The 25723-nt window shown below is 49.9% G+C and carries 23 protein-coding genes; 13 read left to right on the top strand and 10 right to left on the bottom strand.

Annotated features, from left to right (window positions below):
- Window positions 1-21: 21 nt before the first annotated feature.
- Together MHN31_RS15175 and MHN31_RS15170 are read right to left on the bottom strand one after the other, a co-directional pair.
- Window positions 22-732, bottom strand: a complete 711-nt coding sequence (locus MHN31_RS15175; protein ID WP_239444635.1) for a nitrilase-related carbon-nitrogen hydrolase — start codon at window positions 730-732, stop codon at window positions 22-24.
- A gap of 16 nt (window positions 733-748) precedes the next feature.
- The gene (locus MHN31_RS15170; protein WP_125562934.1) at window positions 749-1336 is read right to left on the bottom strand and encodes an alpha-ketoglutarate-dependent dioxygenase AlkB; all 588 of its coding nucleotides are present in this window, start codon (window positions 1334-1336) and stop codon (window positions 749-751) included.
- A gap of 151 nt (window positions 1337-1487) precedes the next feature.
- Between MHN31_RS15170 and rluA the strand changes: the two genes are divergently transcribed.
- Window positions 1488-2141, top strand: a complete 654-nt coding sequence (gene rluA / locus MHN31_RS15165) for a bifunctional tRNA pseudouridine(32) synthase/23S rRNA pseudouridine(746) synthase RluA (protein WP_194867997.1) — start codon at window positions 1488-1490, stop codon at window positions 2139-2141.
- On the opposite strand, the gene MHN31_RS15160 is transcribed toward rluA, so the two are convergent.
- Window positions 2119-3441: an amidohydrolase gene (locus MHN31_RS15160; protein WP_125562994.1), complete on the bottom strand. Its 1323-nt coding sequence runs from the start codon at window positions 3439-3441 to the stop codon at window positions 2119-2121. The genes rluA and MHN31_RS15160 overlap by 23 nt on opposite strands.
- A 173-nt stretch (window positions 3442-3614) precedes the next feature.
- Here MHN31_RS15160 and MHN31_RS15155 point away from each other — a divergent pair, with 173 nt between their 5' ends.
- A complete protein-coding gene (locus MHN31_RS15155) occupies window positions 3615-4817 on the top strand; it encodes an HD-GYP domain-containing protein (protein WP_239444634.1) in 1203 nt (400 codons plus the stop codon).
- Between the two features lie 7 nt (window positions 4818-4824).
- On the opposite strand, the gene MHN31_RS15150 is transcribed toward MHN31_RS15155, so the two are convergent.
- Together MHN31_RS15150 and MHN31_RS15145 are read right to left on the bottom strand one after the other, a co-directional pair.
- The gene (locus MHN31_RS15150) at window positions 4825-5928 is read right to left on the bottom strand and encodes a general secretion pathway protein GspB (RefSeq protein ID WP_125562940.1); all 1104 of its coding nucleotides are present in this window, start codon (window positions 5926-5928) and stop codon (window positions 4825-4827) included.
- Window positions 5929-5937: 9 nt separating this feature from the next.
- Window positions 5938-6852 (bottom strand): AAA family ATPase, encoded by a 915-nt coding sequence (locus MHN31_RS15145; RefSeq protein ID WP_125562942.1) that lies wholly within the window; start codon window positions 6850-6852, stop codon window positions 5938-5940.
- A gap of 92 nt (window positions 6853-6944) precedes the next feature.
- On the opposite strand from MHN31_RS15145, the gene MHN31_RS15140 reads away from it, so the two are divergent.
- The 4 genes from MHN31_RS15140 to MHN31_RS15125 all read left to right on the top strand — a co-directional run bounded on the left by MHN31_RS15140 (window position 6945) and on the right by MHN31_RS15125 (window position 10932).
- Entirely contained in the window at window positions 6945-8048 is a 1104-nt protein-coding gene (locus MHN31_RS15140; protein WP_239444633.1) for a tRNA nucleotidyltransferase, read from the top strand.
- A 232-nt stretch (window positions 8049-8280) separates the two neighbouring features.
- Window positions 8281-8844, top strand: coding sequence for a hypothetical protein (locus MHN31_RS15135; protein WP_239444632.1), 564 nt, complete (start codon window positions 8281-8283; stop codon window positions 8842-8844).
- A 358-nt stretch (window positions 8845-9202) separates the two neighbouring features.
- Window positions 9203-10048, top strand: coding sequence for an alpha/beta hydrolase-fold protein (locus MHN31_RS15130; RefSeq protein ID WP_239444631.1), 846 nt, complete (start codon window positions 9203-9205; stop codon window positions 10046-10048).
- Window positions 10045-10932: a hypothetical protein gene (locus MHN31_RS15125; protein ID WP_239444630.1), complete on the top strand. Its 888-nt coding sequence runs from the start codon at window positions 10045-10047 to the stop codon at window positions 10930-10932. The genes MHN31_RS15130 and MHN31_RS15125 overlap by 4 nt, the downstream gene beginning before the upstream one ends.
- An 18-nt stretch (window positions 10933-10950) precedes the next feature.
- Here the strand turns inward: MHN31_RS15125 and MHN31_RS15120 are convergent, their stop codons facing one another.
- The 5 genes from MHN31_RS15120 to MHN31_RS15100 form a co-directional block, all read right to left on the bottom strand.
- Entirely contained in the window at window positions 10951-11883 is a 933-nt protein-coding gene (locus tag MHN31_RS15120; RefSeq protein WP_194867982.1) for a glycosyltransferase family 2 protein, read from the bottom strand.
- Complete coding sequence (locus MHN31_RS15115; RefSeq protein WP_125562954.1) at window positions 11840-12979, bottom strand: polysaccharide pyruvyl transferase family protein; 1140 nt, start codon at window positions 12977-12979, stop codon at window positions 11840-11842. The genes MHN31_RS15120 and MHN31_RS15115 overlap by 44 nt, the downstream gene beginning before the upstream one ends.
- Window positions 12980-13225: 246 nt before the next feature.
- Window positions 13226-13909, bottom strand: a complete 684-nt coding sequence (locus MHN31_RS15110; protein WP_021032901.1) for a sugar transferase — start codon at window positions 13907-13909, stop codon at window positions 13226-13228.
- Between the two features lie 2 nt (window positions 13910-13911).
- Window positions 13912-15168, bottom strand: a complete 1257-nt coding sequence (locus MHN31_RS15105; RefSeq protein WP_239444629.1) for a WecB/TagA/CpsF family glycosyltransferase — start codon at window positions 15166-15168, stop codon at window positions 13912-13914.
- Window positions 15169-15335: 167 nt separating this feature from the next.
- Window positions 15336-16085: a hypothetical protein gene (locus MHN31_RS15100; protein ID WP_125562958.1), complete on the bottom strand. Its 750-nt coding sequence runs from the start codon at window positions 16083-16085 to the stop codon at window positions 15336-15338.
- 268 nt (window positions 16086-16353) lie between these two features.
- Between MHN31_RS15100 and MHN31_RS15095 the strand changes: the two genes are divergently transcribed.
- From MHN31_RS15095 to MHN31_RS15065, 7 genes are all read left to right on the top strand, one after another.
- Window positions 16354-17979: an LruC domain-containing protein gene (locus MHN31_RS15095; RefSeq protein WP_239444628.1), complete on the top strand. Its 1626-nt coding sequence runs from the start codon at window positions 16354-16356 to the stop codon at window positions 17977-17979.
- 12 nt (window positions 17980-17991) lie between these two features.
- The gene (locus MHN31_RS15090; RefSeq protein ID WP_239444627.1) at window positions 17992-18612 is read left to right on the top strand and encodes a hypothetical protein; all 621 of its coding nucleotides are present in this window, start codon (window positions 17992-17994) and stop codon (window positions 18610-18612) included.
- A 145-nt stretch (window positions 18613-18757) separates the two neighbouring features.
- Window positions 18758-20257, top strand: a complete 1500-nt coding sequence (locus MHN31_RS15085; protein ID WP_239444626.1) for a sigma-54 dependent transcriptional regulator — start codon at window positions 18758-18760, stop codon at window positions 20255-20257.
- Between the two features lie 252 nt (window positions 20258-20509).
- Window positions 20510-21763 (top strand): oligosaccharide flippase family protein, encoded by a 1254-nt coding sequence (locus MHN31_RS15080; protein ID WP_239444625.1) that lies wholly within the window; start codon window positions 20510-20512, stop codon window positions 21761-21763.
- Window positions 21764-21776: 13 nt separating this feature from the next.
- Entirely contained in the window at window positions 21777-22799 is a 1023-nt protein-coding gene (locus MHN31_RS15075) for a glycosyltransferase family 2 protein (RefSeq protein ID WP_125562966.1), read from the top strand.
- A gap of 256 nt (window positions 22800-23055) precedes the next feature.
- Window positions 23056-24324, top strand: coding sequence for a polysaccharide biosynthesis/export family protein (locus tag MHN31_RS15070; protein WP_138538538.1), 1269 nt, complete (start codon window positions 23056-23058; stop codon window positions 24322-24324).
- Window positions 24321-25712, top strand: a complete 1392-nt coding sequence (locus MHN31_RS15065; RefSeq protein ID WP_125562970.1) for a hypothetical protein — start codon at window positions 24321-24323, stop codon at window positions 25710-25712. The genes MHN31_RS15070 and MHN31_RS15065 overlap by 4 nt, the downstream gene beginning before the upstream one ends.
- Window positions 25713-25723: the final 11 nt, after the last annotated feature.

Raw genomic sequence — 25723 nt, 5'->3', positions numbered from 1 at the left:
GCGCAGCACCGCTCACCTGGATCACACCGGGATGTCGATTACCCGTAATTGCTGAGACTCGTCTCCCTGCGCCAGTACAGCCCCTTGCGGGTCAACAATAAGGCTGTTGCCAATGAAACGGACACCCGTACTACAGTCATGGTCCATACCCAGACGATTGGCGGCTATCACATAGACACCATAGTCTTTGGCCGCCTTTTGGATAACTTCCAGGCTGTCCTCCCCGCAAAAGTTAGATGGATTAAGAATAATCTGCACGCCTTGTTGTTTAAGCGCCTCCAGCCCATCTTCAAACCAGATGTCGTAACACAATAAGACGCCGATTTTGACCCCCTGAACTTCATACACGCAGAAATCCTTACCTGGCACAAATCGTAACTGATCCGTTGACGCTAGATGCACTTTGCGGTGAATGCCAAGTAAACCGTCTGGACCTGTTAGCAGTGTACTATTGTAGAGCTGCCCCTCATGGCATTCAGCCAGGCCAGCAACAATGCAGGCCGACTTTTCCTGAGCCAGAGTTTGCAACAACAACGAAGATACCCCCTGATACAAATCTTCTGCCAGCTCACTCACTTGCTGACGATCGAAGAATATACTCCCCGTGGTGCACAATTCAGGGAGCAACAAGAGATCAAACTCATGAGACATCATCAGCGCTTGCTTGATGGCATCGCGGTTTTGCTCAGGCTCAGCAAACGCCACGTCAAACTGAAAGAAACCCACTTTCATCACACTTCCTTACTTATCAGATCTGGTCAAACTGGCGAAACGTTAGATTAAAACGGGGACCAGCCCCTTCTGGTGCCCGAGGTACCGCATGTTGATAGCGTGACTGAAAGCCCTCGCCCATAATAAATAAGGAGCCATTTTCCAGCTCAACCGAGTGCACCTCCTGATGATCTTGTGTATTACGTATCAGGAAGGTGCGTTTTGCACCTATGCTCAAAGAGGGAATGACATTCGTGGACCCAAACGCTGGCAAATCACAGTGAAAATCCATGCACTCTTCTCCGTCTGGATAATACAGGCATACACAGACAGGAAAAACCAGCCCGGTCAGCTCTGTCAGGCGCTGATGGATCTGCTCAATTAACGGAAACCAGGGTTGTTGCCTGCCATGGAAAAGTCCAAACTGACCCGAATGCGCAAGTGTCGGCTCCAGCAAGTTTACTTTCCAGGGCAAAATTTCCGCCTCTGATCCATCCCCCATGGTAATGGTTTCAGGCTGTGACAGGTCAAAGTGGTCTGTCAGCCACTGAAACAAAGCCTGACTTTGCGCGTCAGTTAAAAAATCGGGGTCGTAACTCGAGTCGCATTGTAATGACAGCGTCATGGCACATTCCTTTTGGTATTTCTGCGTTTGACTTTCACTGATCCTGCCTGTGCTGTCAATAACAGAGGGTTACATCTTTTGTAATTGGCCTTTTGCAGTTGCGCTAGGTAGAATGTCGGCCCTTGAACTAAATGCCAGTCGCAGGTTAGCCGTGTTAGTGAATTACGCTCCCCCTACCAACCCTTATCTTGACATTCTGTATCAGGACGAGCATATGCTGGTATTGAATAAGCCCAGTGGCCTGTTGAGCGTACCGGGGAAAGATCCGAAACACTGGGACAGCGTGATCAGCCGGGTTAACCTCGTCTACCCCAATGCGAAAATTGTGCATCGTTTGGATATGGCAACATCCGGAGTACTGTGCCTGGCGATGAACAAAGCCGCGCATCGCTTTCTCAGTATTCAGTTTCAAGACCGACTCACTGCCAAACGCTATATTGCGAGGGTGCATGGTCACCTGCAACAAGCCAATGGCTCAGTGGATCTGCCGCTGATCTGTGATTGGCCGAACCGCCCTAAACAAATGGTCTGTCATGAGACAGGCAAGCCCTCCTTGACACATTTTGAAGTGTTGTCACAAGAAACGCACGCCACCCGGGTTAAGCTAACGCCTATCACCGGGCGTTCGCATCAGTTGCGTGTTCATATGCTTTCGCTGGGCCACCCAATTTTAGGCGATCGCCTCTACGCTCAGGGCGAGGCACTTGCTGCGGCATCACGACTTCAGCTTCACGCCGAGATGCTACAGATACGCCACCCCGACAGTGAAGACATGATGACCTTTATTGCCCCGGTGCCGTTTTAAACAAATCCAGCGCACTGGCTGTCATGGCACGCACGCCAGTTTGAATGGTCAAAGGGTAGTCCGGCGCAAACTTGCTGGAATGCAAAGACGGCAAAGACTCACCTGAGAATTGAGCTTGTCGGTAGGCTTCGGGCTCCACACCTCCGAGCCAGAATATCGTTGCCGGGATGTTTTCCGGTGTACGGCCGTACAGACCAAAATCTTCCCCTGCCATCACAGGCTCTGCTTTGACGACTTGTGCATCACCCAGTTCCGTACGAATGCTTTGTTCCACCCGTACTGCCAGTTCAGGCGTATTATAGGTTGACGGAATACTTTCTTCTTCATGCACATACACGACAGGGGCAAGTTCGGGTGGCAGGCCGGCACTTTGCGCTATGCCCTTCGTCATGCGTTCCAGCGCTGCAATTTGTTGCTCGCGCACCGCCGGATCATAAGAGCGCAAGGTCAGCTGAAGCTTCACTTCGTTAGAGATGATGTTATGTTTTGAGCCACCATGGATCGAACCCACCGTAATCACCGAAGGCTTTAAAGGTGATATCTCCCGGCTGGTAATGGTTTGCGCTGCCAGCACGATACGCGATGCCAATACCACAGGGTCAATTGTGGTGTGTGGATAGGCGCCATGCCCGCCTTTACCACGCACAGTAATGTCTACCGAGTCGACATTGGCCAGTGCATAGCCTGGCGCAATGGCCACCTGACCCGCAGGTAATGAGGCACTGACATGCAGGCCAAGTACATGATCGGGCTTAGCAAAACGGCTAAACAAACCTTCTTTAAGCATGGCTTTTGCCCCTGCCCCGACTTCTTCTGCCGGTTGCGCCACCATCATCAAGGTCCCCTGCCATTGATCACGGTTATTAGCCAATTGCTGCGCGGTACCGATAAAGCTAGTCATGTGAATATCATGACCACACCCATGCATCACACCCACTTCATTGTTGCTGGCATCTTTCACTCTGACTTTAGAAGCATAAGACTTGCCGGTTTGCTCTACGATGGGCAAGCCATCGGTGTCCGCACGGATCATCACAGTCGGCCCTTCGCCATTGCGTAGTAGTGCCACAACGCCGTGTCCGCCAATGTTTTCAGTCACCTCAAACCCCAGCTGCCTGAGCTCTTTGGCAAGACGCTTAGCGGTTTGCTCTTCCTGATACGACAACTCAGGGTTCTGATGCAGGTGCAAGTACAGCGCTTCAAGCTCAGGCAACGCCCGGGCGACTTCAGTGTTCAGTTGATAAGCCACTGTGCTGTGACTTACCAGCGCCAGCGACAATGCAGATAGTAGTGTTTTCATCATTGTTATTCTTACTGTTTTTTTGGATTTATCAGCTTGCGAATAAATCGCATGAATTGCAACCACTTTGCGTTGTCAGACTCAGTGTGATGTTAATAAACTACCCGATCCGGCCTTTATTTATGCCTAACCTTTGCTAAGCTTAAAGTCTGAACAATCATCTCAACTTGGCCGTGAAAACGATTACTATCAATGACTTAAAACCAGGCATGTTTGTTGTTGGTGTCACCCAGCAAGCGGGCAATGTGCGGGTCAAAAGCCAGGGCTGGGTACGCACCAAAGGTGCCATTGGTGCACTGCAAAAAGCCGGCGTGCTGGAAGTGGAAATCGACCCAGACAAAACCCTGCAAACCAAGCAGCAAAAGCAAGTGCAGTCGGGTGAAAGCCCTCATGAGGCTGACGTCACAGTACATGATCCGTGGCACAAAACCACCAGTGTCGAAGCCGAGCTGGATCTGGCCACCACTTTGTACGAAGAAGCCAAAGGGTTACAGGAAAAAGCCTTTGCGGATGTCAAAGCGGGAAAAGCCATCGCCGTTGACGAGTTTAAACAAACCGCATCTGGATTTATTGATTCCATATTTCGTAATCAGGATGCTCTGGCCTGTATTGCCCGGATCCGCGAAAAAGACAGCTACTTACTGGAACATTCACTGAACGTATCCATTTTAATGAGTATTTTTGCCAAGCACCTTGGCCTTGAGCGTGACATCATAGAGCAGCTGGCCACCGGTGCCTTATTACATGATATTGGCAAAATTAAAATTTCCAGTCAGATCCTCAACAAACCCGGAAAACTCAGTGATGATGAGTACCGCTTAATGATGGAGCATGCCAAATACAGTTATGAGATAGTCGGGGAGAGTGGCTTAGGTCAGATAGCGACTGAAATTGCTGGCTTTCATCATGAGCGCCTGGACGGCAGTGGCTACCCCTATGGTAAAAAGGCCGATGCGCTTTCTCAGTATGTTCGCATGGCTGCCATTGTTGATGTATACGATGCCTTAACCGCGGAGCGTGTGTATAAGGTAGGCCTGACACCAATCCGTGCCTTTCGTATTTTAAAAGAGGGCACACCCGAGCATTATGACGCCGATCTGTTGGCGCACTTCATCAATTGTATCGGCGTATACCCAGTCGGTACCCTGGTGAAGCTCAAAAGTGAACGCATTGGCATTGTAGCTTCAAGCAACCCGCAAGAGCCGCTCAAGCCAGTTGTGAAAGTGTTTTATCATGCCAAAAACATGCTTTATACCGAAGTAAAGGACATAGACTTGGCTGATAAGCGGGTAACTGATGAACTAGAAGCGGCGATAAAACCGGAAGAGTTCAGCATTGACTTGATCCGATTCTTTCGCCATACCATGATGCCCTGAGTGGTAACTACTCTGCCGGCCAATCCTGCATGGCCTGCAGCGTAAACTCTATACCATCAAAGTCAAACATAGCCTGCTCCGGTGTGATCTCCACCAGTTGTAGCGCGCCCATATTATCGCCTTCATATAACTCTCGGTTATTCAGCTTGATCCAGCGCTTTTCAGCGTCAGTGGCATAAATATGTGCCTGATAGCGTAACTTTGGCAAACTATTTTGTAGCTGCACAGGCAACAACTCAACTGGTGTAGCCCGTGCCGATCCTTTGGTACTGGATAACACCTCAGAAGCAATCTGTTCAGATTTCGGTGCAGTGTCTTCAACTGCCTGCTCGAATGCTTTTTTCAGTTCATCAGGCACACCAGCCAGTGCCTGAGCTTCCTGACGCTCCGCTTCTTGGCGAGCCGCGTTAGCGCGGGCTTGCTCCAGAGGCACGCCAAGTACCCGGTAGCCACTCAAATCTTCTAGCGGTTGCTGTATCGGCTGCCCCTGATTGGGCGTAAACACCGCAGCACTATTGGCTTGATAAGCCTGTTGCGTCGCCGCATACTGATTCCCGACGGGCTGCTGCACAATCTGGCCATTGGCTGAAACGGGTACCAGCTGCTGTGAATAAACCGGCTGTCCCTGCGAATCAAAACCCACCTGAACAGACATCCACTGATAGTGGATCTGACGCTGTGCGCCATGCATCACAGGGTTAACAGCGCTATTAACCGGTTGGCCAATAATTTGTCCCGGCTGCACAACAACCGAATTACCAACCGGCACCTGAGTTACTGGCGCAGGTACTGTAGCGGGTACTGCTGTCTGAGTTTGAGTTGTTTGAGCCTGTGGGCTGCTTTGTGTGTTGGCTTGCGTATCAGCTGCCACAACGGTTCCATCATCATTTTTGTCTGTTGTACTCACCAGCTCTTCGCTTTGGGGTACGTTCTGAACCGCCTCTCCAACAAAATAACCGGCACTCAGCGAGCACACACTGATCAGCGCCCCACCCAGAGTAAGGCTCAAACGGCGATAAAAACGGACCTGTTGCTCATGACGTGATTGTTGATAATCCTGCTCAGAGTCGATTTGTTGAGATTGTTTTAATGCATTAATTAGGTACGACATATCACACCACTAAAAAATATAAGAAAGACCGATGCCACAAATAAACATGGCAGCTACCCAACCAGACACCAGCACTGGCATATTCACCGGTTTCTTGTTGGACTGTGGCACCAGATCCAACGGCAGGGCTTCTTTGGCAGCCTGCACGGCGATCGCTTTAGTAACCACCTGCTGCTGCGCGGAATACGCGCCCAGCAAACAGCGATCCGCCAGCAAGTTAATCAGCCTTGGGATCCCGGCGGTAACCTGATGCATATAAGCAATAGCCTGAGGCTCAAACAAGCTGGTCTGACAGCCAGCCTTATTAAGACGGTGCTTCACATACGCAAAGACCTGAGATTCTGTCAACGGTAATAAGTGATAGCGTGCCGTAATTCGCTGTGCCAGCTGACGCAACTCATTACGCTTGAGCAGCTGTTGTAATTCCGGCTGGCCCACCAGCACAATCTGCAACAGCTTTTTATGGTCGGTCTCCAGATTAGTAAGTAATCGCAACTGCTCCAGCACCTCAGCTGCCAGGTGTTGCGCTTCATCAATGATCAGCATGGTGTGGCCACCCTGATGGTGATTATCCAGTAATCGCGCCTTAATCACATCGGTGAGAGATTTGAGGGTGGCATTATCCGCATCATAGTCAATATTCAACTCGTCACAGATGCTTGCCAGCAACTCCATTTCCGATAACGCCGGGTTCAGGATAAATGCCACCTGCGTGGAATCAGGCAATTGCGCCAGCATGCTGCGAGTCACGGTTGTTTTACCTGTGCCGACTTCGCCGGTCAGCAACACAAAACCACCGGCATCACCCAGGCCATAGGTCAGATGAGCAAGCGCTTCCTTATGGCGTTCGCTTAAGAACAAAAACTCCGGGTTTGGTGCTATCGAAAACGGTTTTTCGGTCAGACCAAAATAACGTAAATACACGGCTCGTCTCTTTCTTGTTAGAATGGGGCCTATAATGGCAAAAAAACAGCACAAGTGAAAACCTTGTTTGTATTTTCAATACGGAATTTACCATGAAAATTTACCTGGTCGGCGGCGCAGTACGTGATGAACTCCTTGGACGCCCTATTCTGGAACGCGATTACGTGGTCGTTGGCAGCACACCTGAGCAAATGGAAGCACTTGGTTATCAGCAGGTTGGCAAAGACTTCCCGGTATTTTTACACCCAGAAAGTAAAGATGAACATGCACTCGCCCGGACTGAGCGCAAGCAAGGTCAGGGCTATACCGGGTTTATCTGTGATTTCGCGCCCAGCATCACACTGGAAGAAGATTTAATGCGTCGCGACCTCACTGTCAATGCCATTGCCCGAGATCAAGATGGCAGTCTGATTGACCCGTATCACGGCCAACAAGATCTCGATGCGCGGGTACTGCGCCATGTCAGTAACGCGTTTGGGGAAGATCCGTTGCGGGTCTTGCGGGTTGCCCGCTTCGCCGCCCGTTACCATCATCTAGGTTTTACCATTGCCCCTGAAACACAGGCGCTGATGCAGCATATGGTGGATAATGGCGAATTGGCAACACTCACCAAAGAGCGAGTGTGGCAGGAAGTTGAAAAATCTCTCAAAGACGGTGCCATCGAAGTTTTTTCTGAGGTATTGGCCAGTCTGAATGCACTTCCTTTGGTAATGCCATGGCTGAATGATTGGACAGGTGCCGACAGTCAATGCCTCAAAGCCCACATTGCTCAGCTTAATCCACAAGATAATGACTTCCTGCTGATGAGTTTTGCCTTATGGCAATGTCAGGCGCAACTGGACGGTTACAATCTGGAGCAGGACTTTAAAATCCCCAAAGCCTATTGTGAGGCTCTGCGCGACCTGCAAGCAGTATTACCTGTATTACAAGGCGCCCAGTGGCAGCCGCAGACCATTATGCAAATTTTCGGCTTACTGGACGCATCACGCCGCCCACAGCGACTGACTTTGCTCTGTAAAATTGCCAAAACACTTAGTACTGAGCTGGCCAATCGTTGCGATATGCTAGCGCACGCCCTTTCGCTTGCTGCAAATGTAAAAGCACAAGATGTCATTGCATTAGGCTTTAAGGGGCCACAAATCAAAACCGAAATGGACAAGTTAAAATTACAGGCCATACAAGTTTTGTTTGACTGATAAAAGTAACCACTTACTATTAAGAAAAGCCAACCTACCTCTTGTACAGTCATAAGCCTCAGCGATGGCGATGACTGTACTCCAACACCCATAACATCAGTTATCAACGCGCCTGCCCGCGCAACACCAGCACGCACAATATGCGTTTCCAAAATTGATACCTTTCTGTTGCAAAAAGAACAACAACTGAATAAAATTCGGCCCCTTTAAAATTACAGTAGTCCGATTTAAGATGAAAAAAGCACTTCTGCCTCTATTTGTTTCACTCACGCTTGCAGCTTGTGGCGGCGGCTCTGATTCAGGCAACAAGGTAACCGATACATCGTCAAAAACGCAAACAAACACCACTACCAGTACTGGTAATACACAGACTCCTGAAAAGTCTGACGAGTTTGCACCTATCGCTGGCGTTTACGATGCCACTTACCAAGGCGATAAGGCGATTGTTGTGATCACTGCTGCTGGTGAATATCAGGTTTTTGATGATCTGAACGACAGTGTCGGCGGCAATAAAGCCTGTTATGCGGCACCGTCTGATTCCACTCCTAACAAAACGTTCAACGGCCTGAGCTTCGAATATGATGAGAACCTGCGCCACTTTAAGCTTAAAAACGCAAACCCCAGCCTGGCGTTTGAGGTAGATGAATACAAAACGCTTCAGTACATTATATATGGTGGTAACATCACTGTTGGCAGTGGCCCACTCGTAGTTGGTTCAGCCAGTGAGAGAGTCGTTATTTCTCCTCGCAAAATGACCCTGACGGAAGCAGACATCACTGCGCAAAAATGTCAGTAATGACCTTCCCGGCTGGCACCCACAAAAGGTGCCAGCAGCCAATTTTAGCTTAGCGGCGCGTCCCATTTAAGAATTCATGTAATGGCTAGCAGGCACCATTATCACAGTTATACATCTCAACAACTCATCCAATTACACGCATCACATTATCAATAATGACCCTGCTATCTAGCAGCCTTCACCGTCCAAGCTCAGATAAAGACTCATAAGCAAATGATATATATACTTTTAAAATAAAAGAGCCTAAATTCAGCCTAACATCAAGGTAACGTCATGCCTTTTATCTCAGCCTGGATACAGTGTGATTTCAGCACATCTGCTGTTGTAACCAAGCACGAAAACATCGAGAGGAATTCGCATGATAAAACGCGCCCTGACACTATCACTGTTACTGCTGTCTTTTAACCTGCTGGCCAGTATGAAAACGGTGCCCTATGAAATACCGCGAACTCAGGTTGTGCCGCTGACTCAAACTGATACTAACCACCAATATCAACTCATCATCCAGCTTCCGGAAAATTACACAGCGGAAAAACACTATCCCGTCCTGTATTACACCGATGCCGCCTGGCATATCGAAATGCTGGCATCTGCCGCCTACTTTCTAATGGAAGACGCCATCCTGGTCGGAATTTCCTGGCAAACCAATATGCCAGCCCCCCTGATGAAAGAAGAAGGAGCCCATGTCAGCCGCTTTAGAGATTACTCCTTTGCACCGTCGAGCAACCCCGAGAATCAGGCAAAATACCAGTTTGGCGGGGCCAACGCACACATCGACTTTATCCGCAGTCAGGTCAAGCCCTACATTGAACAACACTATCGCGTTAAACCCGACAGCGACAGTTACTTTGGATACTCTATGGGTGGGCTGTTTGGCGCTTACACACTCCTGACACAACCCGATACCTTTGACAATTATCTACTGGGTAGCCCTTCAGTATGGCGGCTGGCGCAACTCATCAAAACCCGCAATAAAGCCTTGAGCAAAGCGAAAGCCAATGTTTATCTGTCCCACGGCACGGAAGAAGCCAAGCTGAGCCCGCACATAAATGACTTTTATCAATTTTTAAATCAGCAGAATAACCCTTCTATGCATGTGGAACTGGCCGTCATAGATGGTACGCACCAAACTGCCGCGCCATTGACCGGTGTCCGTGCCGTCAAATGGCTATCAGAACGCACTTCAGCAGGGGTATCGCTATGAAATCCAACGCATTAATAATCGCCATGGCCTGTATAACGTTTGCAAGCGGACAATCTCACGCAGAAGCGGAATTCGCCTCCACCAAGGGGCCTCTGATGGGCCAGACACCACCCGGTATGATTGCCGAACCCTTTGCGCTGGGCCTGATCTCCAAAGGTGACTGGGAACTTGAAGGTGTGTTTGCACCTGGCATGCAGGAGTTTTATTTTACCCTTGACCGGGGCGTCTATGCGGGTCCTGAAAAAACGGGCTTTCGTCCAACCGTGATTGGCTTCAGGCAACAAAACAACCAGTGGGTCAAGTTCACCGAGTTTTTACGCACCGGCGAAGTCAGCTTCTCACCCGATGGTCAGCGCATGCATATGGCAGAAGACTACCGGGATCGTCAGGGCAACGGCTGGTCAGAGCCCCGGAGTTTGGGCCCGATGTTTGACCGCGAAGACTGGGGCATTATGCGCTTGTCCGCTTCCAGCAAAGGCACTTATGTCTTTGATGATTATAAAAGCAAGGTAGTACGCATTTCTGAGCAAGTGAACGGTCAGCGACAAGCGCCGCGGGTCATGAACAAAGTGGTCAACTCAGGTGAAATGACCGCCCACCCTTTTATCGCCCCCGATGAGAGCTATCTGATCTGGGACAGCGTACGCAAAGGTGGCTTTGGTGATTCCGACCTCTATATCAGCTTTAAACAAAAAGACGGCAGCTGGGGGCGCGCCATCAATATGGGCCCTGCCGTCAACTCAGATAAATGGGATGCCTATGCCACTGTCACACCTGATGGTAAATACCTGTTATTTAACCGAAGTGTTAGTGACGACAACAAGAATGTTGATATCTATTGGGTGGATGCCAGCATCATAGACACCCTCAGAGCACGACAGTAAATAGCACATGCGCCGTTATCACCGTATCAAACCCAGTGACACGCGTGATAACGCGCTTTTTGTCAGGCTCAGCAACAGATAAGCACTCCAGTGCAATGGCTTGGCACGTGCTACCGGGTTGGCCAGCAAGCGTAGTGCATGGCCATACAAACGATGCCTGATATTACGCTTGGCCAAATCACAGATATGCGTGGCAACGTATTTATGCGCCATGGCTATGTGCGTGACCTCGCCATTTTTAACGGCTGTCAGCAAGCGCTCTGCAAAAGGACACAGCTGCGTTGGCGGCGCTTTATCGCAGGCACTGCCTGGCGCTCCGAGAAAATAAAAACTCTCAATGGCCGGAGAATACGCAATGCGCGATTTCAAGGCAGCCTGAACATAAAAGCTCTGATCTTCACCCATCCATTCTCCTACCGGGAAGCCGCCCAATTGATTGAAGGCCCCCTTCTCAACCACCAGACTCGACATAGTAAAAGGCAAGTCGCCATTGGCCGCTACCTCAAAATAATTGTCCATCTCATACCCTTCTGGCGTCCAGTCGGTCAGAGCGATTTTAGCGTCGATGTACTCGCCATTATCTAGCACCTTCTGATAGCGAGAGGCGAACAGTCCGGCCGCAGGAAAACGTTGGATCAATTCTGCCATGCGTGCCAGAAAGAACGGACTCCAGGTATCGTCGGCATCAAGAAACGCCACATAATCTGAAGAGGCCACTTTAACGCCGTTATTGCGTGCAACAGAGACCCCCTGATTAGCCTGACGTACCAACCGTAGGTTTGGCAGACCCAGATCAATCACTTTTTGCGGGCTGTCATCGGTAGAGCCATCGTCCACCACTATGATTTCCGCAGCCTGATAATGCTGTGCATGAACACTTTGCAATGCCCGGACAATGCACTCGCTCTTATTGTACAGTGGAATAACGACTGTGAATTGAATAGTGTTCATAGTTTTCGCTCCAGTTAGAAAGAGATAAAGTGATAGCCTGGTTAAGGGCCAGACTTGGGGCATCGAAGCCGCGCTCCAGGCCGCGATACATCACCCGAAATAAGGTATCCGGACTAAATTCATTGGCGTCAAATGCATACTGCGCCGGCAAGCCAATTTGTTCACACCACTGTGTGCATTTAGCGTGATATTGCAGACTGATAAACGGCGTTTGTGTCATATAAGCGTATATTTGCGCATGCAGTCGCATACCGATCATCACCCGGAACATCGCCATACACTGTAAAATACTGGCAGGGTTCGGCACATAGCTGACCCGCTTCACATTCACATACTCAGGCAGGCGAGCAACTATTTTGTCGTGAATGGCTCTGTCGCTTCCTTTTGTTTGATCATTCAAGTCAACCAGGTAAATGTCTTCGTTAGTAAAGCTCCACACAGTCGTAATAAGGTCAACCGCTTTCGCTATACGACGCAACTCGTTGTGCTCATTCACATTGCCAAACGCATCGATAGATTGTGGGCAAAAATTAAATGCAATCCCCTGACGCTTAACCGGATTCAATTTACCTTGCAGGTGATGCAGTAAAGAAGGCGCAAGGTCAAACGTGTGCTTCAGGTTCGCATGAGGCGCCAGTGCCTCGGCAATGTCATAGCTTTGTTTGTCACGTAAGGTAACCAGCCCACATTCGTACAGAAACTTTTTACACTGGTTTTCATCATCCAGGGTTTTGAATGGCTCAATGCCAACGCCCAGTGCCATGGACTGCTTACGACCACTCAGTGCCATCATATGACGTTTAAGCGCAATGTCGCGGCTACTATGTAGCACAGAGCCACCACCAAAAATAACGTGCTGTGCCCCATACGCATGACGGTAGTGCCATAACCGCTGGTGACCACGAAACAGCAGTGGCTGCTGTCCAACGCAGCCAATCTGATTCACCAGTGCGTCATCGTCAGGCGCGCTGACAGTGATCTGTTCACTGCCCAGAAAATGCCGGGCTCCCATTGCTGATGCCAGCATGAGCGCATCGTCACCGCTGTTGCGCATGCCGTAGTAGCCGACAATATATGCTTTGTTTTTTGCTGCCATTGTGCTGCCTCGTTAAGTTAATATACTTAGGTATTGCAGCTCTCGTGCCATAATTTAAACAATTGTTTTTAAATGATTTATTGTGAACTTAAGCAGATTGCGAATGCTTAATTTGCAAAAGGCGATGCGTTGTCTGAAGTGAATTACCAAAATAAAAAAGCGGGTTTGCAAAAAGAAAGCCACCGACTAAGCGGTGGCTCTACATGAAAAGACAGGTGTGATCCACAATGTGCTCCCTCAATGAATTTAGTAGGCTCCTTTGGCACCAATGACGCAAGGAATAGTCTTAAGCAAAATGGTGACATCATTCAGCGCACTTTGCTCACTGATGTAGCGCTTATCCAGCTGCACCTGCTGTGCAAAAGTCGTGTCGGCGCGGCCGGTGACCTGCCATAAGCCAGTCAGCCCCTGCTCGCTGTTAAGACGGCCTAACTCATGCGGTTGGTATGCGTGTACTTCTTTTTCCAGCGCTGGGCGCGGACCTATTAGCAACATATCTCCCCGTACCACATTCATCAGCTGGGGTAACTCGTCGATTGAGTACTTGCGAATGAAAGCACCAATACGGGTAATACGCGGATCATTACGATATTTAGCGCACACACCTTCACGGTCGCTTTGTGCCGGGTCTGGATTGCGAAAGCGCGGATCCTCCGGCATGTACATAGAACGAAACTTATACATGGTAAAACGGCGGCCCAGTTTACCTACCCGAACCTGTTTGTATACACATGGCCCCTGACTTTCCAGCTTGATCAGCGCTATAAGCACCAGTAAAAACGGGCTGAGTAAAAGTAATCCGGTGATCGCAGCCAGGCGCTGTAAACAGGCTGGAATACCATGGTGACGACCATCTGTTTTGGTTTGCTCAGAAGCAGATGATGACATTGTATTGTATTGAGTTGCAGTGGTTTTTTTGATGCTATACATGATTAAAGTCCTCGCAAAGCTTGTTGTAATACATAAACACGGAATAGAAAAATCGGGTTACCGAGCACATAGCGGTTAAACTTGGCTTTGGGCTCCTGGATCAGACGCCAAACCCATTCAAGGCCCAGCTCTCTCATCCACATGGGGGCACGCGCTATATTGCCGGAGAAAAAATCGAATAAGCCGCCGACCGCCAGCGCACACTGCGCCTGGAGTTTATGCTTGTTGTTATCTATCCAGAGTTCCTGGCGAGGCGAGCCCAAGGCGACCAGTACAATGTCGGCACCGCTTTGATTAATACAGTCGACAACCTGATCATCATCATCAAAATAACCATGTTGCACACCCGCGATACGCAAGCCCGGGTATTGCTGGCGCAAGTTGGCAGCGGCTTTGTGTGCAACGCCGGGCTGTGCACCGAGTAAAAACAGAGACCGTTGATTTTCAGCGGCAGCCTGGCAAAGCCCGGGCAACATGTCGGTGCCATTGTTGTTATCGGCCAGGTTCATGCCCGCTTTTCGAGCCGCTATCCGCATACCTGAGCCATCAATAAAGTTCCGGTCACTGTTTTGCAGTACCTGATAGAGCTGCGCGTTACCAGCCGATAAATTGACCGAGTTGACGTTGATGTAGTAAGCCGACTGGCACCCTTGTGTGCCTGTTTCCGCCGACCCTTTTACGACCCAATCCACTGCAGCCTGCATGCGCGTATTGCTAAACGGAATACCAAACAATTCACTGCTCGATGGGGTACTTGCCGATTTGCGATACAAACCCAGACACAAGATCACCTTAAATACTAATAAAATATCTGCGAACAAAGACTGGTTATGCTGCGCATGGAGCAACGCGAGTGGCTTATCCGCACTGAGCCCGGTCAGGCTATGCAACCAGAGACAATCGAATAGTCCAGGCTGACCGCAGGGAGAGTGTAAACGCGCCACCCGGGGCATGCTCACGCCGTCACGTAGCAGCGGGTTACCGACAAACCGAATACGACCACTCACAACATTTAACAGCACTGCGCTGCGCTTGAATACGCCGACCTGCCAGCCGAGCAACGACACAGGCTGAGCACTCACGTCTATCCAGGTCTGGCGTCTCAGTGGCGCTTTAAAACAAATTAGCGCAGCCAGAGAATTGAGACAGAACAACGGCACTAAAACGATAACTAACAGCAATGCAGCGCTGACTCTAAGTGCTTTGCGTGCACCTGACTCACTTGCGTGTGTTGAGTGTGTGGATAAGTAAGTAGACATCGCTTCCTCCGCTGTTCAGTTCATTACATCGAATAGATAGCGAGGACCATGCCAAAATTTAAACCGTTGATTTAAATTGAATTTTAAGTTTTTCTGGAGTTCTATTCTCAGCTAAATTGCATTGCATTTTGAGAATTTTCTTATTTTGAAAAGCGTCGATGTGACGCTTATAAGGAGGAAAAATAACCTGGATACAACGTCTGGATTTGGCTCAGCGCCGCTGGAATGCGCAGTTGCACCACAGCGAGCTTATCCGCTTGCTCGTCCGGGCGGGACAGACTATACCCGAGCAACAGACGTGAACATTTGAAAATCAACGTATGGAAGCATTTATCCACCACTGAGCATTTCAGCGGTCCGTAATTAAAGTGACGAATATAGTCATCCAGGTGTGGCTCACAGGTGTTATTCCAGCGTCGCTCCAGCTCACCGACGCCCTCGCAATCCTGTGCATAATGGATCACATGGCCATTTTCTCCCCAGCCAATTCCCCGGGATTCAGCCACCGGCTCGGTCATCGCAGCGATCAGTGTATCCAGCCACTCAATTGCCTGTGGGCAGTTGCGCATCAGCATCACGCCTGAGTTAAACGCACCACTGTAACCCCGAGCCAGAAACAGGAACTTCTCGGCGTCATCCAGTTTATCCAGTGCCGGGCACGCAGGCTGGATACAGGCATCCGCATCAACAAACATCACCTGTTGATAACCCGCCTGTAATGCCGCTTTCAATAAAAACAACTTCAGCCAGCAACACTCAGCGCCCAGCCGATTCAGCCAGGGCCGTGTGACGACCACATAGTCATAGCCCATGCGCCTGGCATAGAGACGTTGACTGTTCAGATAACGTCGATAGCGCCACTGATACCCATTCAATGCCACGCTAAATATCAAAGTGTCTGTTTGAGACGATTGCATGCCGACCTCCTTTATCTTCCCTCTCTCATGAAGCAAGTATTGCACCGTTTATAGAAAACACCGCATAGGCTGACTTTTCATACTGAAGGTTAATTTCAGTCGGTCAGCATTTTTTTGTTTGCAAAGCGCAATGCAGTGCAATTTGCAAAAAACCCTGACACCACAGAACAAAAAACCACAAGTCACTGATAAATAAAAACTAAATTTTTGGCACGTTTCATGAAATATCCAGTACAGACGTAAAAAATTGAAATTAACTGGAGCGAATATGATGAAACTGCTTAACCCACTCTACCCTTTGATGACCTGCGGACTGCTGTCTTTTGCAGCCGCAGCAGTTGAACAGGCCGACGGCCAATATGTCTGGCAATTTCAGTCTGGTGAGGCCTGGCCCACAGGCTACAACCAGTCTACCGGCAAGCCCGACTCGATGATTTATGCACGTGAAGAGTATAGCCGCGAATTTTTCCAGCGCATTCAAAACGCACTGCCCGAAGCGAGAATTAATGAGGCCTTCATCACAGGTGACGAAGGCTCAACAATTCACCTGGTCGAAGACGCCGAAGTGTTTGTGACGTTTATCCATGAAGGCGCAGGGTACAAAAACTCCTTCGGTTACTTTACCTTCGACCCGGAGAATCCGCCGCAATCACCCGAAGAGGTGCAGGAGACCATTGTCTTTCCAAACCTCAGCTACCCACACCTGACCAATGGCCACCGGGTCAGTATTGGCGAGTTTCCGGCAGGCACCAGCATTGGCTTCTTTATTGCGGCAAACGGGTTTTGGTATTACACCGGTGTAAAACCATTTAAAACTCCCTACTACTACTCCTTGTCTGATCTCAATCCGGAGAGCAACGAAACCTTGCGTCAGCACTGTGTATTGCTATTGGATGAAGAGCAGCAGGAAGTAGTCATCGGCTTCGAAGACTTACCCCGCACCTGGGGAGACAACGACTTTAACGATGCAGTATTCAGCGTAAAAAGCTCACCCGCGACAGCCATCTCCGCCCTCAACCTGACGGTTATGCCGGAGCAGAACGACAGCGATGCCGATGGCATTGAAGATGAGCTGGATGAGTTCCCCAACGATTTTGACCGGGCCTACAGCCAATATTATCCGAGCGCAGAAGGGGTCACGACACTCGCTTTCGAAGATAACTGGCCTGCCCGTGGTGACCATGACATGAACGACCTAGTAGTTAAACAACGCATTCGCTTTACCTACAATGCGGATAATCAGATCAGCGGATTCATCATCAATGGTTGGATCACGGCGCGCGGTGCAGCCTACCAGAATGGTTTCGGTCTGCGTCTGATGAACAGTAATCCGGCACTGATTAAACAAGCCACACTCACGGTTGACGGTGAAAGCTATGACAAAACGGCAGAGGACGGACAAACCAACGCCGTGCTGTCATTGTGGAGTAATACCCATGTCTTCACCACCACAGGCCAGTCTGGCCAGTGCCAGCACTTTAATACGGTGATGACCTGCGATTACTTTGAACCTGTACCATACACCTTCGATGTCAGCTTTGAACAAAGCCTGGATGCACTGAGCATCAACGATTTCGATTTTTTCCTGTACAGAACACAAGACCGCTCACTTGAAATTCATATGGCAGATTTCCCACCAACAGACAAGTTTGATGCTAACCGCTTTGGTACAGCCGATGATACCTCAGATGCACAAGCGGGCCGCTACTTCAGAACAGCCGAGAACCTGCCCTGGGCCTTGATAATCAGTAATGACTGGCACTACCCCAGAGAGTATCTCGACGTAATTTGGGCGTATCCTGCCTACGAAACCTGGGTGGAAAGCAATGGCGAACAAGCTCAGGACTGGTTTATGACCAACGAACGCACCACCCACACTTTCAGCGCACACTAAGAGGATATGACCATGAATAAATTAACTAAATTTTCAGCTTTAACCTTGGTTTGTTTCACTTTGAGTGGCTGCGGAGGCGGTGGTGGTGAAGGTGGCTCAACGGGCACCTCAACCAGCAGCAGTAATACGGCCACAGCACCGGCAAATAACACCAGTACACCTGCGTCAACCCAGACCACGCAGAGTCAAAGTCAGACGCAGAACGACGGGGCAGCAACACCCGCCGAGCCGACAGAGCCTGCACCAAGTTACGAGCCGGACCCGACATTGCTTGACAGCCAGGCTGAAACCTCTAACGACTTGCATGTCAAAGCGGATTTTAACTTTAGTACCAGTAAAACGGTGACCTTAGATCTGAGTGGACAGGATGTGCTGGGAGACAGTCTGGCCAATAAGATGGTGAAAGTCTATGCCATACATGAGGTGGTTGAAAGCTATGAGGACGAGGCGATGGCCGACAAAGCCTTGCTGGCAACGGCGCGCTTTAACAGTGCCGGACAGATCACCATGACACTGGATATTCCGGTCAATTATAAAACCCTGCTGATCAGCGTAGACGGTATGTTACAGAGCAATCATTTGCTCACCGAGCTGAATATGCAAGCCACCACAGTGGCACATCAGTTCAATTAAACAATGATAGTTCCTCGCAAAACCGCCTGTGCCTCTCTTCGCAGGCGGTTTTATTGTTCACCGTAAACTCCAGTATATAAATGCTTCAAATTGTCTAAGACTGTGTAATACTTCTATTAACACGCGTTAACTCAGGCAGGATTACATGGAACCGGTTACTAACATTACCTTGCTGTTCGTCGATGACGAACCCCTTATTCTACGCTCCCTCACCCGCGCGCTTAAAAATGAGCCCTATAAAGTGTTCACCGCGTCAAGTGGAGAAGAAGGCCTGGCCTTGTTAGAACAACACCCTATCGACGTCGTTGTTTCAGATAAAATGATGCCTAATATGTCTGGCATTGAGTTTCTGGCTCAGGTCGCCGAGCGCTTTCCGGACACCATTCGCATGATGCTCACCGCCTTCACCGAAGTGGAAGACCTCATTGATGCCATTAACCAGGGCAAGGTATGGGGCTATATGCAAAAGCCTTTCGACATCGGCAATATCAAACTCACACTCGAGCAGGCCGTTCAGACCAAAATGTTGGTGGCTGAACGGAATATGTTGCGGGCCAGCTTGCAGCGCTATCATAGCTCAATCAAGTCGCAGTTTTATCGCTTTGTTGGGGGCTCTATTGCCATGCAAATGGTGTATAAAGCCATCGAAAAAGCCGGTCCTAGTCAGGCCAATGTTTTTATCACCGGGCCCAGTGGAACGGGTAAAGAACTGGCCGCCGATGCCATTCACCGCGCCAGTACACGCAAAGATAAACCGCTGGTGTGTATTAACTGTGCGGCGATCCCCAGTGAACTGATGGAATCAGAAATCTTTGGTCACATCAAAGGCGCATTCTCAGGGGCAGTCACGAACCGCGATGGCGCAGCCACACAAGCCGACGGCGGCACCCTGTTTTTAGATGAAATCGGCGAAATGGACATGAACCTGCAGGCTAAGATCTTGCGCTTTGTCCAGTCAGGTACTTTCCAGAAGGTCGGCAGCGGCAAAGAAGAAAAGGTCGATGTACGTTTTATCTGTGCGACCAACCGCGAGCCGCATCAGGCCATTGCCGACCAACGGTTACGTGAAGACCTGTTTTACCGTCTGAACGTCATTGCCATTGATTTGCCCGCATTGCATGAACGAGATCACGATGCCTTGCAAATTGCGCAGCACTTTTTGAGCAAGTTCAGTGAAATCGAGAACAAAGTCTTTGTTGGTTTTTCAGCTGCCGCCGAACAGCTCATAGTTAATTATGACTGGCCGGGTAATGTACGTCAGCTCGAAAATCTGATCCACAGCTGTGTGGTGATGTCCGATGGTCCCCTCATTACCGAAGACACGTTACAAATGCAGCTTAAGCTCAAGCCGAGCGATGCCCAGGCTTTGCTCAATGGCCAATCAGGCAACGCCTCTGCCGCTCACAGCACACCAATGCCGCAACCGGTGGCAGTGCAGGAAAATGGCTATGCCGCCCCTCAGCCACCAGATGTCACTTCTGCCAATCAGATTTGTTCTCTCGCCGAGGTTGAGCGTATCGCCATAGAAAAAGCCATTGCAGCATGCGATGACAATGTGGTGAAAGCTGCCAGTTTACTCGAAGTTAGCCCCTCAACGCTGTATCGCAAAATACAGCAATGGGGGGACAATAAAACCGGCGCCTGATCCCCTCAGGCACGCTGTCTATGCAGATTGCAAATTGCAAAATCGCCATTGCAAAATGCGATCTGCACTCCTCCCCCGTGACTAAATTTGTTCAGTCTATCGCCTTCGAACTGGGCGTCACCATCTCAACCAACCTATTAAAACCATATAAAACAAACGATTAAAATCAATTCTCGGTTTATTTTTTGTACTCACCCGTCTTGGTACGAATTTTGGTTAGTAAAGGTATCTGATAAAAAAGAGCGCGATACCATGACTCATTCATCCAGCACAATGCGGACCCTGCTCAGCAACACGTCGTACCTGATTGGTGCAGAAGTGGTTGCCAAGGCTTCGCGGCTGATCAGCATCATGGCCATGGCAGCCTGCTTGTCTGCGACCGAATATGGTACAGCCATGCTTGCGCTGACACTGCATGAAGTGCTGAGACTACTGCTTCGCTCAGGCGCGGGGGCACAGGTGATCCGTGCCAGCGATGATGAATTGCCCGCATTTTTAAAAAATGGTTTATTACTTCAATGGCTGCTTTGTGGCGCTTTGTGTGTGGTGCAAATACTTGTTGCACTGGCGAGTACCTGGATATTTCCTGGCCAGGACATGACGCACCTGGTCGCCCTGATGGCCCTGACTTACCTGGTTTTCCCGTTGGTGTGTAATCAGGTTTTTCTGATGCAACGCCGGAACCAGATGGGTTTGTTTGGCCTGATCAGCAGCGTCTGTATCATCACCGAAAACCTCGCCCTGGCCGCTGCACTTTATCTTGATGCAGGCCTGCTGGCCGTCGTGATTGGTAAATGGGCATTTACGATACTGTGGCTTGGCTGCTTTGCCTTCATGCAGTCTTCGCCCCTGGCTGGCGCCTACAGTCGGGCCGTTTTTTCCCGGCTGCTGCGGGCATCAACACAACTGGCTGGTAGCGAGATCCTGCGCTCACTGCGTGTCAATATGGATATGTTTGTGGCAGCTCGCCTGCTAACCCCAGAGCTATTCGGTTTATATAGTTTTGCTAAAAGTGTGGGCGTCGGGCTGGCCATATCCGTGGCCCAAGCCTACACCACCGCGCTCTACCCGTTTGTCTGCAAACTAAAAAATGCAGGCAGCTTTGAGCGCAGACATCGTCACCTGTTGCTGGCCATCACAGCTGCTGTCTCTGTCATTTTCATTGTTCAGGCGTTACTGGTGCCCTGGTACGTGCCGGTGTTATTCAGCGACAACTGGCAAGGCAGCTTTACCACCAGCGCACTGCTGTGCCTGATAGCGACAACGACCGTGTGGGTAGATAGCTACGCAGTGATGCTTCGCGCCAAAGGTCGTTATGCACGAGAGTGCCAACTTAACGCTTATTGTTTACTGATTTCTCTGGCAGGGCTGTTAATGATACAGCCAGGTCAACCCGTTTTACTTGCTGCTGTTTTGGTCAGTTGCAGTGCTTTGTGGCTGCTCTTTCCGGCGGCAGACATTGCGCTGAAACACTTTCACGTCAGCGCAGCAAAATCTTCTTCATGATCCGGAGCCCATTATGACTAACTATGTAATTAACTCAAAACCCGTTGTCAGTATCATCATCCCTATGTACAACGTTGAAAAGTATATCGATAAATGTATCTGCTCGGTACTTAACCAGACCTATCAGAATTTTGAAGTGATCTGTGTTGATGATGGCTGCAGTGACAACACACTCAGCTATCTTAGGGACTATAAAGATCATCGCATCAATATCATTCGTCAGCAAAATCGCGGCTTATCCGGGGCCCGTAATACCGGGATCCGTAATGCAAGAGGCGTATACATTGCCTTGCTGGATGCAGATGACTATTGGGCAGTCGATAAACTCGAAAAACACATTGCCCACCTAAATCGTCATCCTCATGTTGATGTCAGCTACTGTCCTTCGCTGTTTGTCGATGATGACAATAAACAACTGGGCATTGGCCAGTTTCCCAAGTTGAACAACATAGATGCCAAGACCATTTTTTGTCGTAACCCCGTTGGTAATGGCTCTGCACCGGTGATCCGTGCCTCTGCGCTGGAAAAAGTGGCATTTCACGATGAGACCCGCAGCTGGAGACAGTACTTTGATGAAAACCTGAGACAATCTGAGGACATTGAGATGTGGCTGCGCCTGGCACTATACACTCAGGCCACCTTCGCCGGGATCCCTGAGCCGTTGACTTATTATCGCGTCAACGCCAGTGGCCTGTCAGCCAATTTGCAAAAGCAATATCAGAGCTGGGAAACCGCGGTCAATAAGCATCGCCGCAGTCATGCACAGTTTTTCAAACAGTGTGGATCACTTGCGCGCGCTTACCAGCTCAGATACCTGAGTCGTCGTGCCGTGCAGTCACGTAACACATCTGCCGCACTGAAGCTGATACATCAGGCGTTATTCACCGATATTCGCATACTGTTCGAAGAGCCTGGTCGCACAGCACTCACCTGGTGTTGTGCCCTGACCAGCCTGTTGCCAAAGTCGCTGTACAATCGCGCAGAAAAACTGGCGATGCGCACAGTGGGCCAGTCAAATAAACACCCTGCGGGCTAACCCTTCGCTCCCGGGCCTGCGATTATCAGTATATCGTAATGATAAGCTGATAGCGCACCTCGTACCTGAGGCCCTTAAGCCAGCTTTTGCTGGCTTCTTTTCATTTTGAAACTGCTTTGCAAAATACAAAAAACCACGCAAAAACTCGCCCAAAAAAACTTAAATATTTGATTATTATAAATTTTAAAAGTTGGCTCAAATTATGCTCTTCTCTTATTAAGACCACTTAGAGAGACAGACCTCCAAGGAGCACATTATGAGACCAGCCACTTCAATCACAGCCCTGATGACCCGCACTTGTGCGCTCGTACTGTGTGTGCTTGGTACAGGATGCACACTCAGCCCGGACTATAATGACGAGGACTTCTATGGCATGCCGCATGCGGTTGGCACGCAATTCGGTCAGTCTAACTCCGTGTTTGCCTCTCGCCTGACCTGCACCGACGCGGACAACTTTGCAGCCGCAGCGAATTATCGCATCGACCAGCCTATTCCACTTGCCGCACCAGGCCTGAATCCTTATGAATCCAGTCACCGTGGGGTATTCGGTGCTGCACCACTGAGTCCGGGTGACCTGATCCAGGTCAGAATGGAATACGGTGAGGGCTTCAATGGTGACTATGTGCTGGACAGCTCTGGCGCTCTGACACTGCCCGTTATCGAGCCCATTTATGCCGCGGGCCTGACCACCAAAGCGCTGGCACAAAAAGTTGAACTGGCGCTGATCCGGGCCAAAATTTTCCGTGCTCAAACACTAGATGTCACGGTAAAAGTAAAAACCTGGGCGGCCATTGAAGTCCCGGTGTCTGGCGCAGTGTTTTCACCGGGCCGGGTCACCATCAATGCAAAATTACCTGAGCAGTTATTAGATCAGCAAGTCGCCGCGTCAGGTGATCACTCTAAGCAGCGTCTGCTGTCTGAAGCGATACGTGCTGCTGCCGGCGTACGTCCTGATGCCAAACTGGACCAGGTGATTCTGGTACGCCAGGGCTGGCGCATTGAAGCAGATTTGACCGGCATCATGACCGGACAGCCCGTTTCTGACCACGTACTGATTGCCGGCGATCAGGTCATTGTACCGAGCACCGGGTGTTTTCAACCAAATCTGGTAAAACCGTCGCAAATCACGCCCAAAGGGTTTCGGGTCTTTATGTCTAACCTAATTGACTCGTCGATGAGTAACGCCAATGCGGCAATCGGTCGTTTTTCCAGTAACCTGCCATATGGCACCCGGTTATTGCAGGCCGCAATTTCAGCCAACTGTGTAGGCGGTAAAGAATACACCAATGCACCACGTCGCGTCGTACTGGTCAGCAACCACCCATTGACAGGCCAAACCCAGGTCGTCGAGCGCTCCGTAGAAGAACTGATGCGGATGTCTTATCGCGACCATGTTAACCCTTATGTCATGCCGAATGATGCGATTGCCTGCTATGATTCAGATATCACTAATTTGCGTGATATCGCAAAGACGCTGCTCGATATTGTGGCACCCTTCTCTTTGTTGAGTAAGGAGGACTCATGAACACGCAACTACAAGTAACCACACCGTACTCACGGTTCAGGGCGGCGGTTTACCGCACCCTGCACAAACCTTATCTGGTGACCTGCCTGGTCAGCTATGCTGTGATTTTGCTGCTGGTTTTCGCTTACCTGCAACAACCCGCAAAATACCGCAGCGACCTGGACATGGTGTTACCTGGCACAGGCGCAAACAGTAATGTATCGCTTGATGAAGTTGGCCAGGTCGTGTCATCCACCAGCGCACCGTTTGGCAAGGGTTACAATCCCAGAGTGAATTACAAAGAAATGCTGATGAGTAAAAACCTGCTAGAGAATGCGGCCAACTCTATGGGCATGACAGCCAAAGCGTTTGGCCGTCCAAAAGTGCGTCTGACTGAGCAAACCTCAATCCTGAAAATTGAGATCACCGGGGCCAGCCCGCGTATCGCCGAGAAAAAAGCCTGGGCTTTATACAACGCATTGCAGGACCAGCTTGATCATCTTCGCGCCGATGAAGTCCAGCGTCGTGATGCCAGCATCAAGTCAGTATTAGATCAGTACAGAGAGCGACTTAATCTTACCCGCAGCAACATTACCGACTTTCAGCAACGCTCTTTGCTGATCAGCCGGGATCAGCTTGACCAGCAAATGCGTACGCTGACAAACCTGAAAGAACAGGTTGCCATCGTTAAAGCCGAAATTGGCCGTGCTGAGTATTTTGTCAGCCAGCTCAGTGTCGATTTAGGCGTATCCCCTTCCATGGCGGGTCAGGCCTTTGTCCTGCAATCTGATGGTGAGTTCAGAGCCTATTTGTCTGAACTAGATAAAAGTGCCGCTCAGTTAAGCGAATACCGCTCTCGCTGGGACGATGGTCATCCCATGGTAAAAGCGGAGCTGGCGCGTTTTGAGCAGTCAAAACTGGCGCTCAGAACCCGCTCGGAAGGTCTGGTCGGGATCAATGCAGCCCATGCATTTCACACCACAGATCTGGCGTCTAACCCGAATCGCGCACAACTGTTTGCGGATCTGATCAGTGCGTTTGCCGCCAAAAAAGGGTCTGAAGCAAAATTGATTGAGCTGGAGAATGAGGTTCAGTTACTCAATGAAAAGCTCAAAGTGTACGCCAGAGAAGCAGCCGAGCTGGAGCGTCTGGAGCGTGAGTTTGATTTGGCAAAAGCAGTATTCACCTCAGCGGTGGCGCGTCTCGAAGCCGGTAAAGCGGATATTTTTGCATCGTATCCGGTGATCCAGCTGATGTCACCACCGTCATTGCCTGTGAACTCATTCTCACCGAAAAAGTCCATTGCCGTAGCAGCAGCTTTGGCCGCAATGATCTTCTTATCAATGGGCGTGTTAATGATCAACAAACGCCGGGTGATCATTTCCGCTGTGATGAAACAGCCAGACTAGCCGGAGGCAAG

Origin of the sequence: Pseudoalteromonas sp. McH1-42 (assembly GCF_022347845.1) — a bacterium.
In the GTDB taxonomy this organism is placed as follows: Bacteria; Pseudomonadota; Gammaproteobacteria; order Enterobacterales; family Alteromonadaceae; genus Pseudoalteromonas; species Pseudoalteromonas rubra_D.
This window is presented reverse-complemented; position numbering and strand designations above follow the sequence as displayed.

Coding starts and splice junctions, on each gene's coding strand:
- MHN31_RS15175 (WP_239444635.1), bottom strand. CDS start 732: ATGAAAGTGGGTTTCTTTCAGTTTGACGTGGCGTTTGCTGAGCCTGAG.
- MHN31_RS15170 (WP_125562934.1), bottom strand. CDS start 1,336: ATGACGCTGTCATTACAATGCGACTCGAGTTACGACCCCGATTTTTTA.
- MHN31_RS15160 (WP_125562994.1), bottom strand. CDS start 3,441: ATGAAAACACTACTATCTGCATTGTCGCTGGCGCTGGTAAGTCACAGC.
- MHN31_RS15150 (WP_125562940.1), bottom strand. CDS start 5,928: ATGTCGTACCTAATTAATGCATTAAAACAATCTCAACAAATCGACTCT.
- MHN31_RS15140 (WP_239444633.1), top strand. CDS start 6,945: ATGAAAATTTACCTGGTCGGCGGCGCAGTACGTGATGAACTCCTTGGA.
- MHN31_RS15135 (WP_239444632.1), top strand. CDS start 8,281: ATGAAAAAAGCACTTCTGCCTCTATTTGTTTCACTCACGCTTGCAGCT.
- MHN31_RS15130 (WP_239444631.1), top strand. CDS start 9,203: ATGATAAAACGCGCCCTGACACTATCACTGTTACTGCTGTCTTTTAAC.
- MHN31_RS15125 (WP_239444630.1), top strand. CDS start 10,045: ATGAAATCCAACGCATTAATAATCGCCATGGCCTGTATAACGTTTGCA.
- MHN31_RS15120 (WP_194867982.1), bottom strand. CDS start 11,883: ATGAACACTATTCAATTCACAGTCGTTATTCCACTGTACAATAAGAGC.
- MHN31_RS15115 (WP_125562954.1), bottom strand. CDS start 12,979: ATGGCAGCAAAAAACAAAGCATATATTGTCGGCTACTACGGCATGCGC.
- MHN31_RS15110 (WP_021032901.1), bottom strand. CDS start 13,909: ATGTATAGCATCAAAAAAACCACTGCAACTCAATACAATACAATGTCA.
- MHN31_RS15105 (WP_239444629.1), bottom strand. CDS start 15,168: ATGTCTACTTACTTATCCACACACTCAACACACGCAAGTGAGTCAGGT.
- MHN31_RS15100 (WP_125562958.1), bottom strand. CDS start 16,085: ATGCAATCGTCTCAAACAGACACTTTGATATTTAGCGTGGCATTGAAT.
- MHN31_RS15095 (WP_239444628.1), top strand. CDS start 16,354: ATGATGAAACTGCTTAACCCACTCTACCCTTTGATGACCTGCGGACTG.
- MHN31_RS15090 (WP_239444627.1), top strand. CDS start 17,992: ATGAATAAATTAACTAAATTTTCAGCTTTAACCTTGGTTTGTTTCACT.
- MHN31_RS15085 (WP_239444626.1), top strand. CDS start 18,758: ATGGAACCGGTTACTAACATTACCTTGCTGTTCGTCGATGACGAACCC.
- MHN31_RS15080 (WP_239444625.1), top strand. CDS start 20,510: ATGACTCATTCATCCAGCACAATGCGGACCCTGCTCAGCAACACGTCG.
- MHN31_RS15075 (WP_125562966.1), top strand. CDS start 21,777: ATGACTAACTATGTAATTAACTCAAAACCCGTTGTCAGTATCATCATC.
- MHN31_RS15070 (WP_138538538.1), top strand. CDS start 23,056: ATGAGACCAGCCACTTCAATCACAGCCCTGATGACCCGCACTTGTGCG.
- MHN31_RS15065 (WP_125562970.1), top strand. CDS start 24,321: ATGAACACGCAACTACAAGTAACCACACCGTACTCACGGTTCAGGGCG.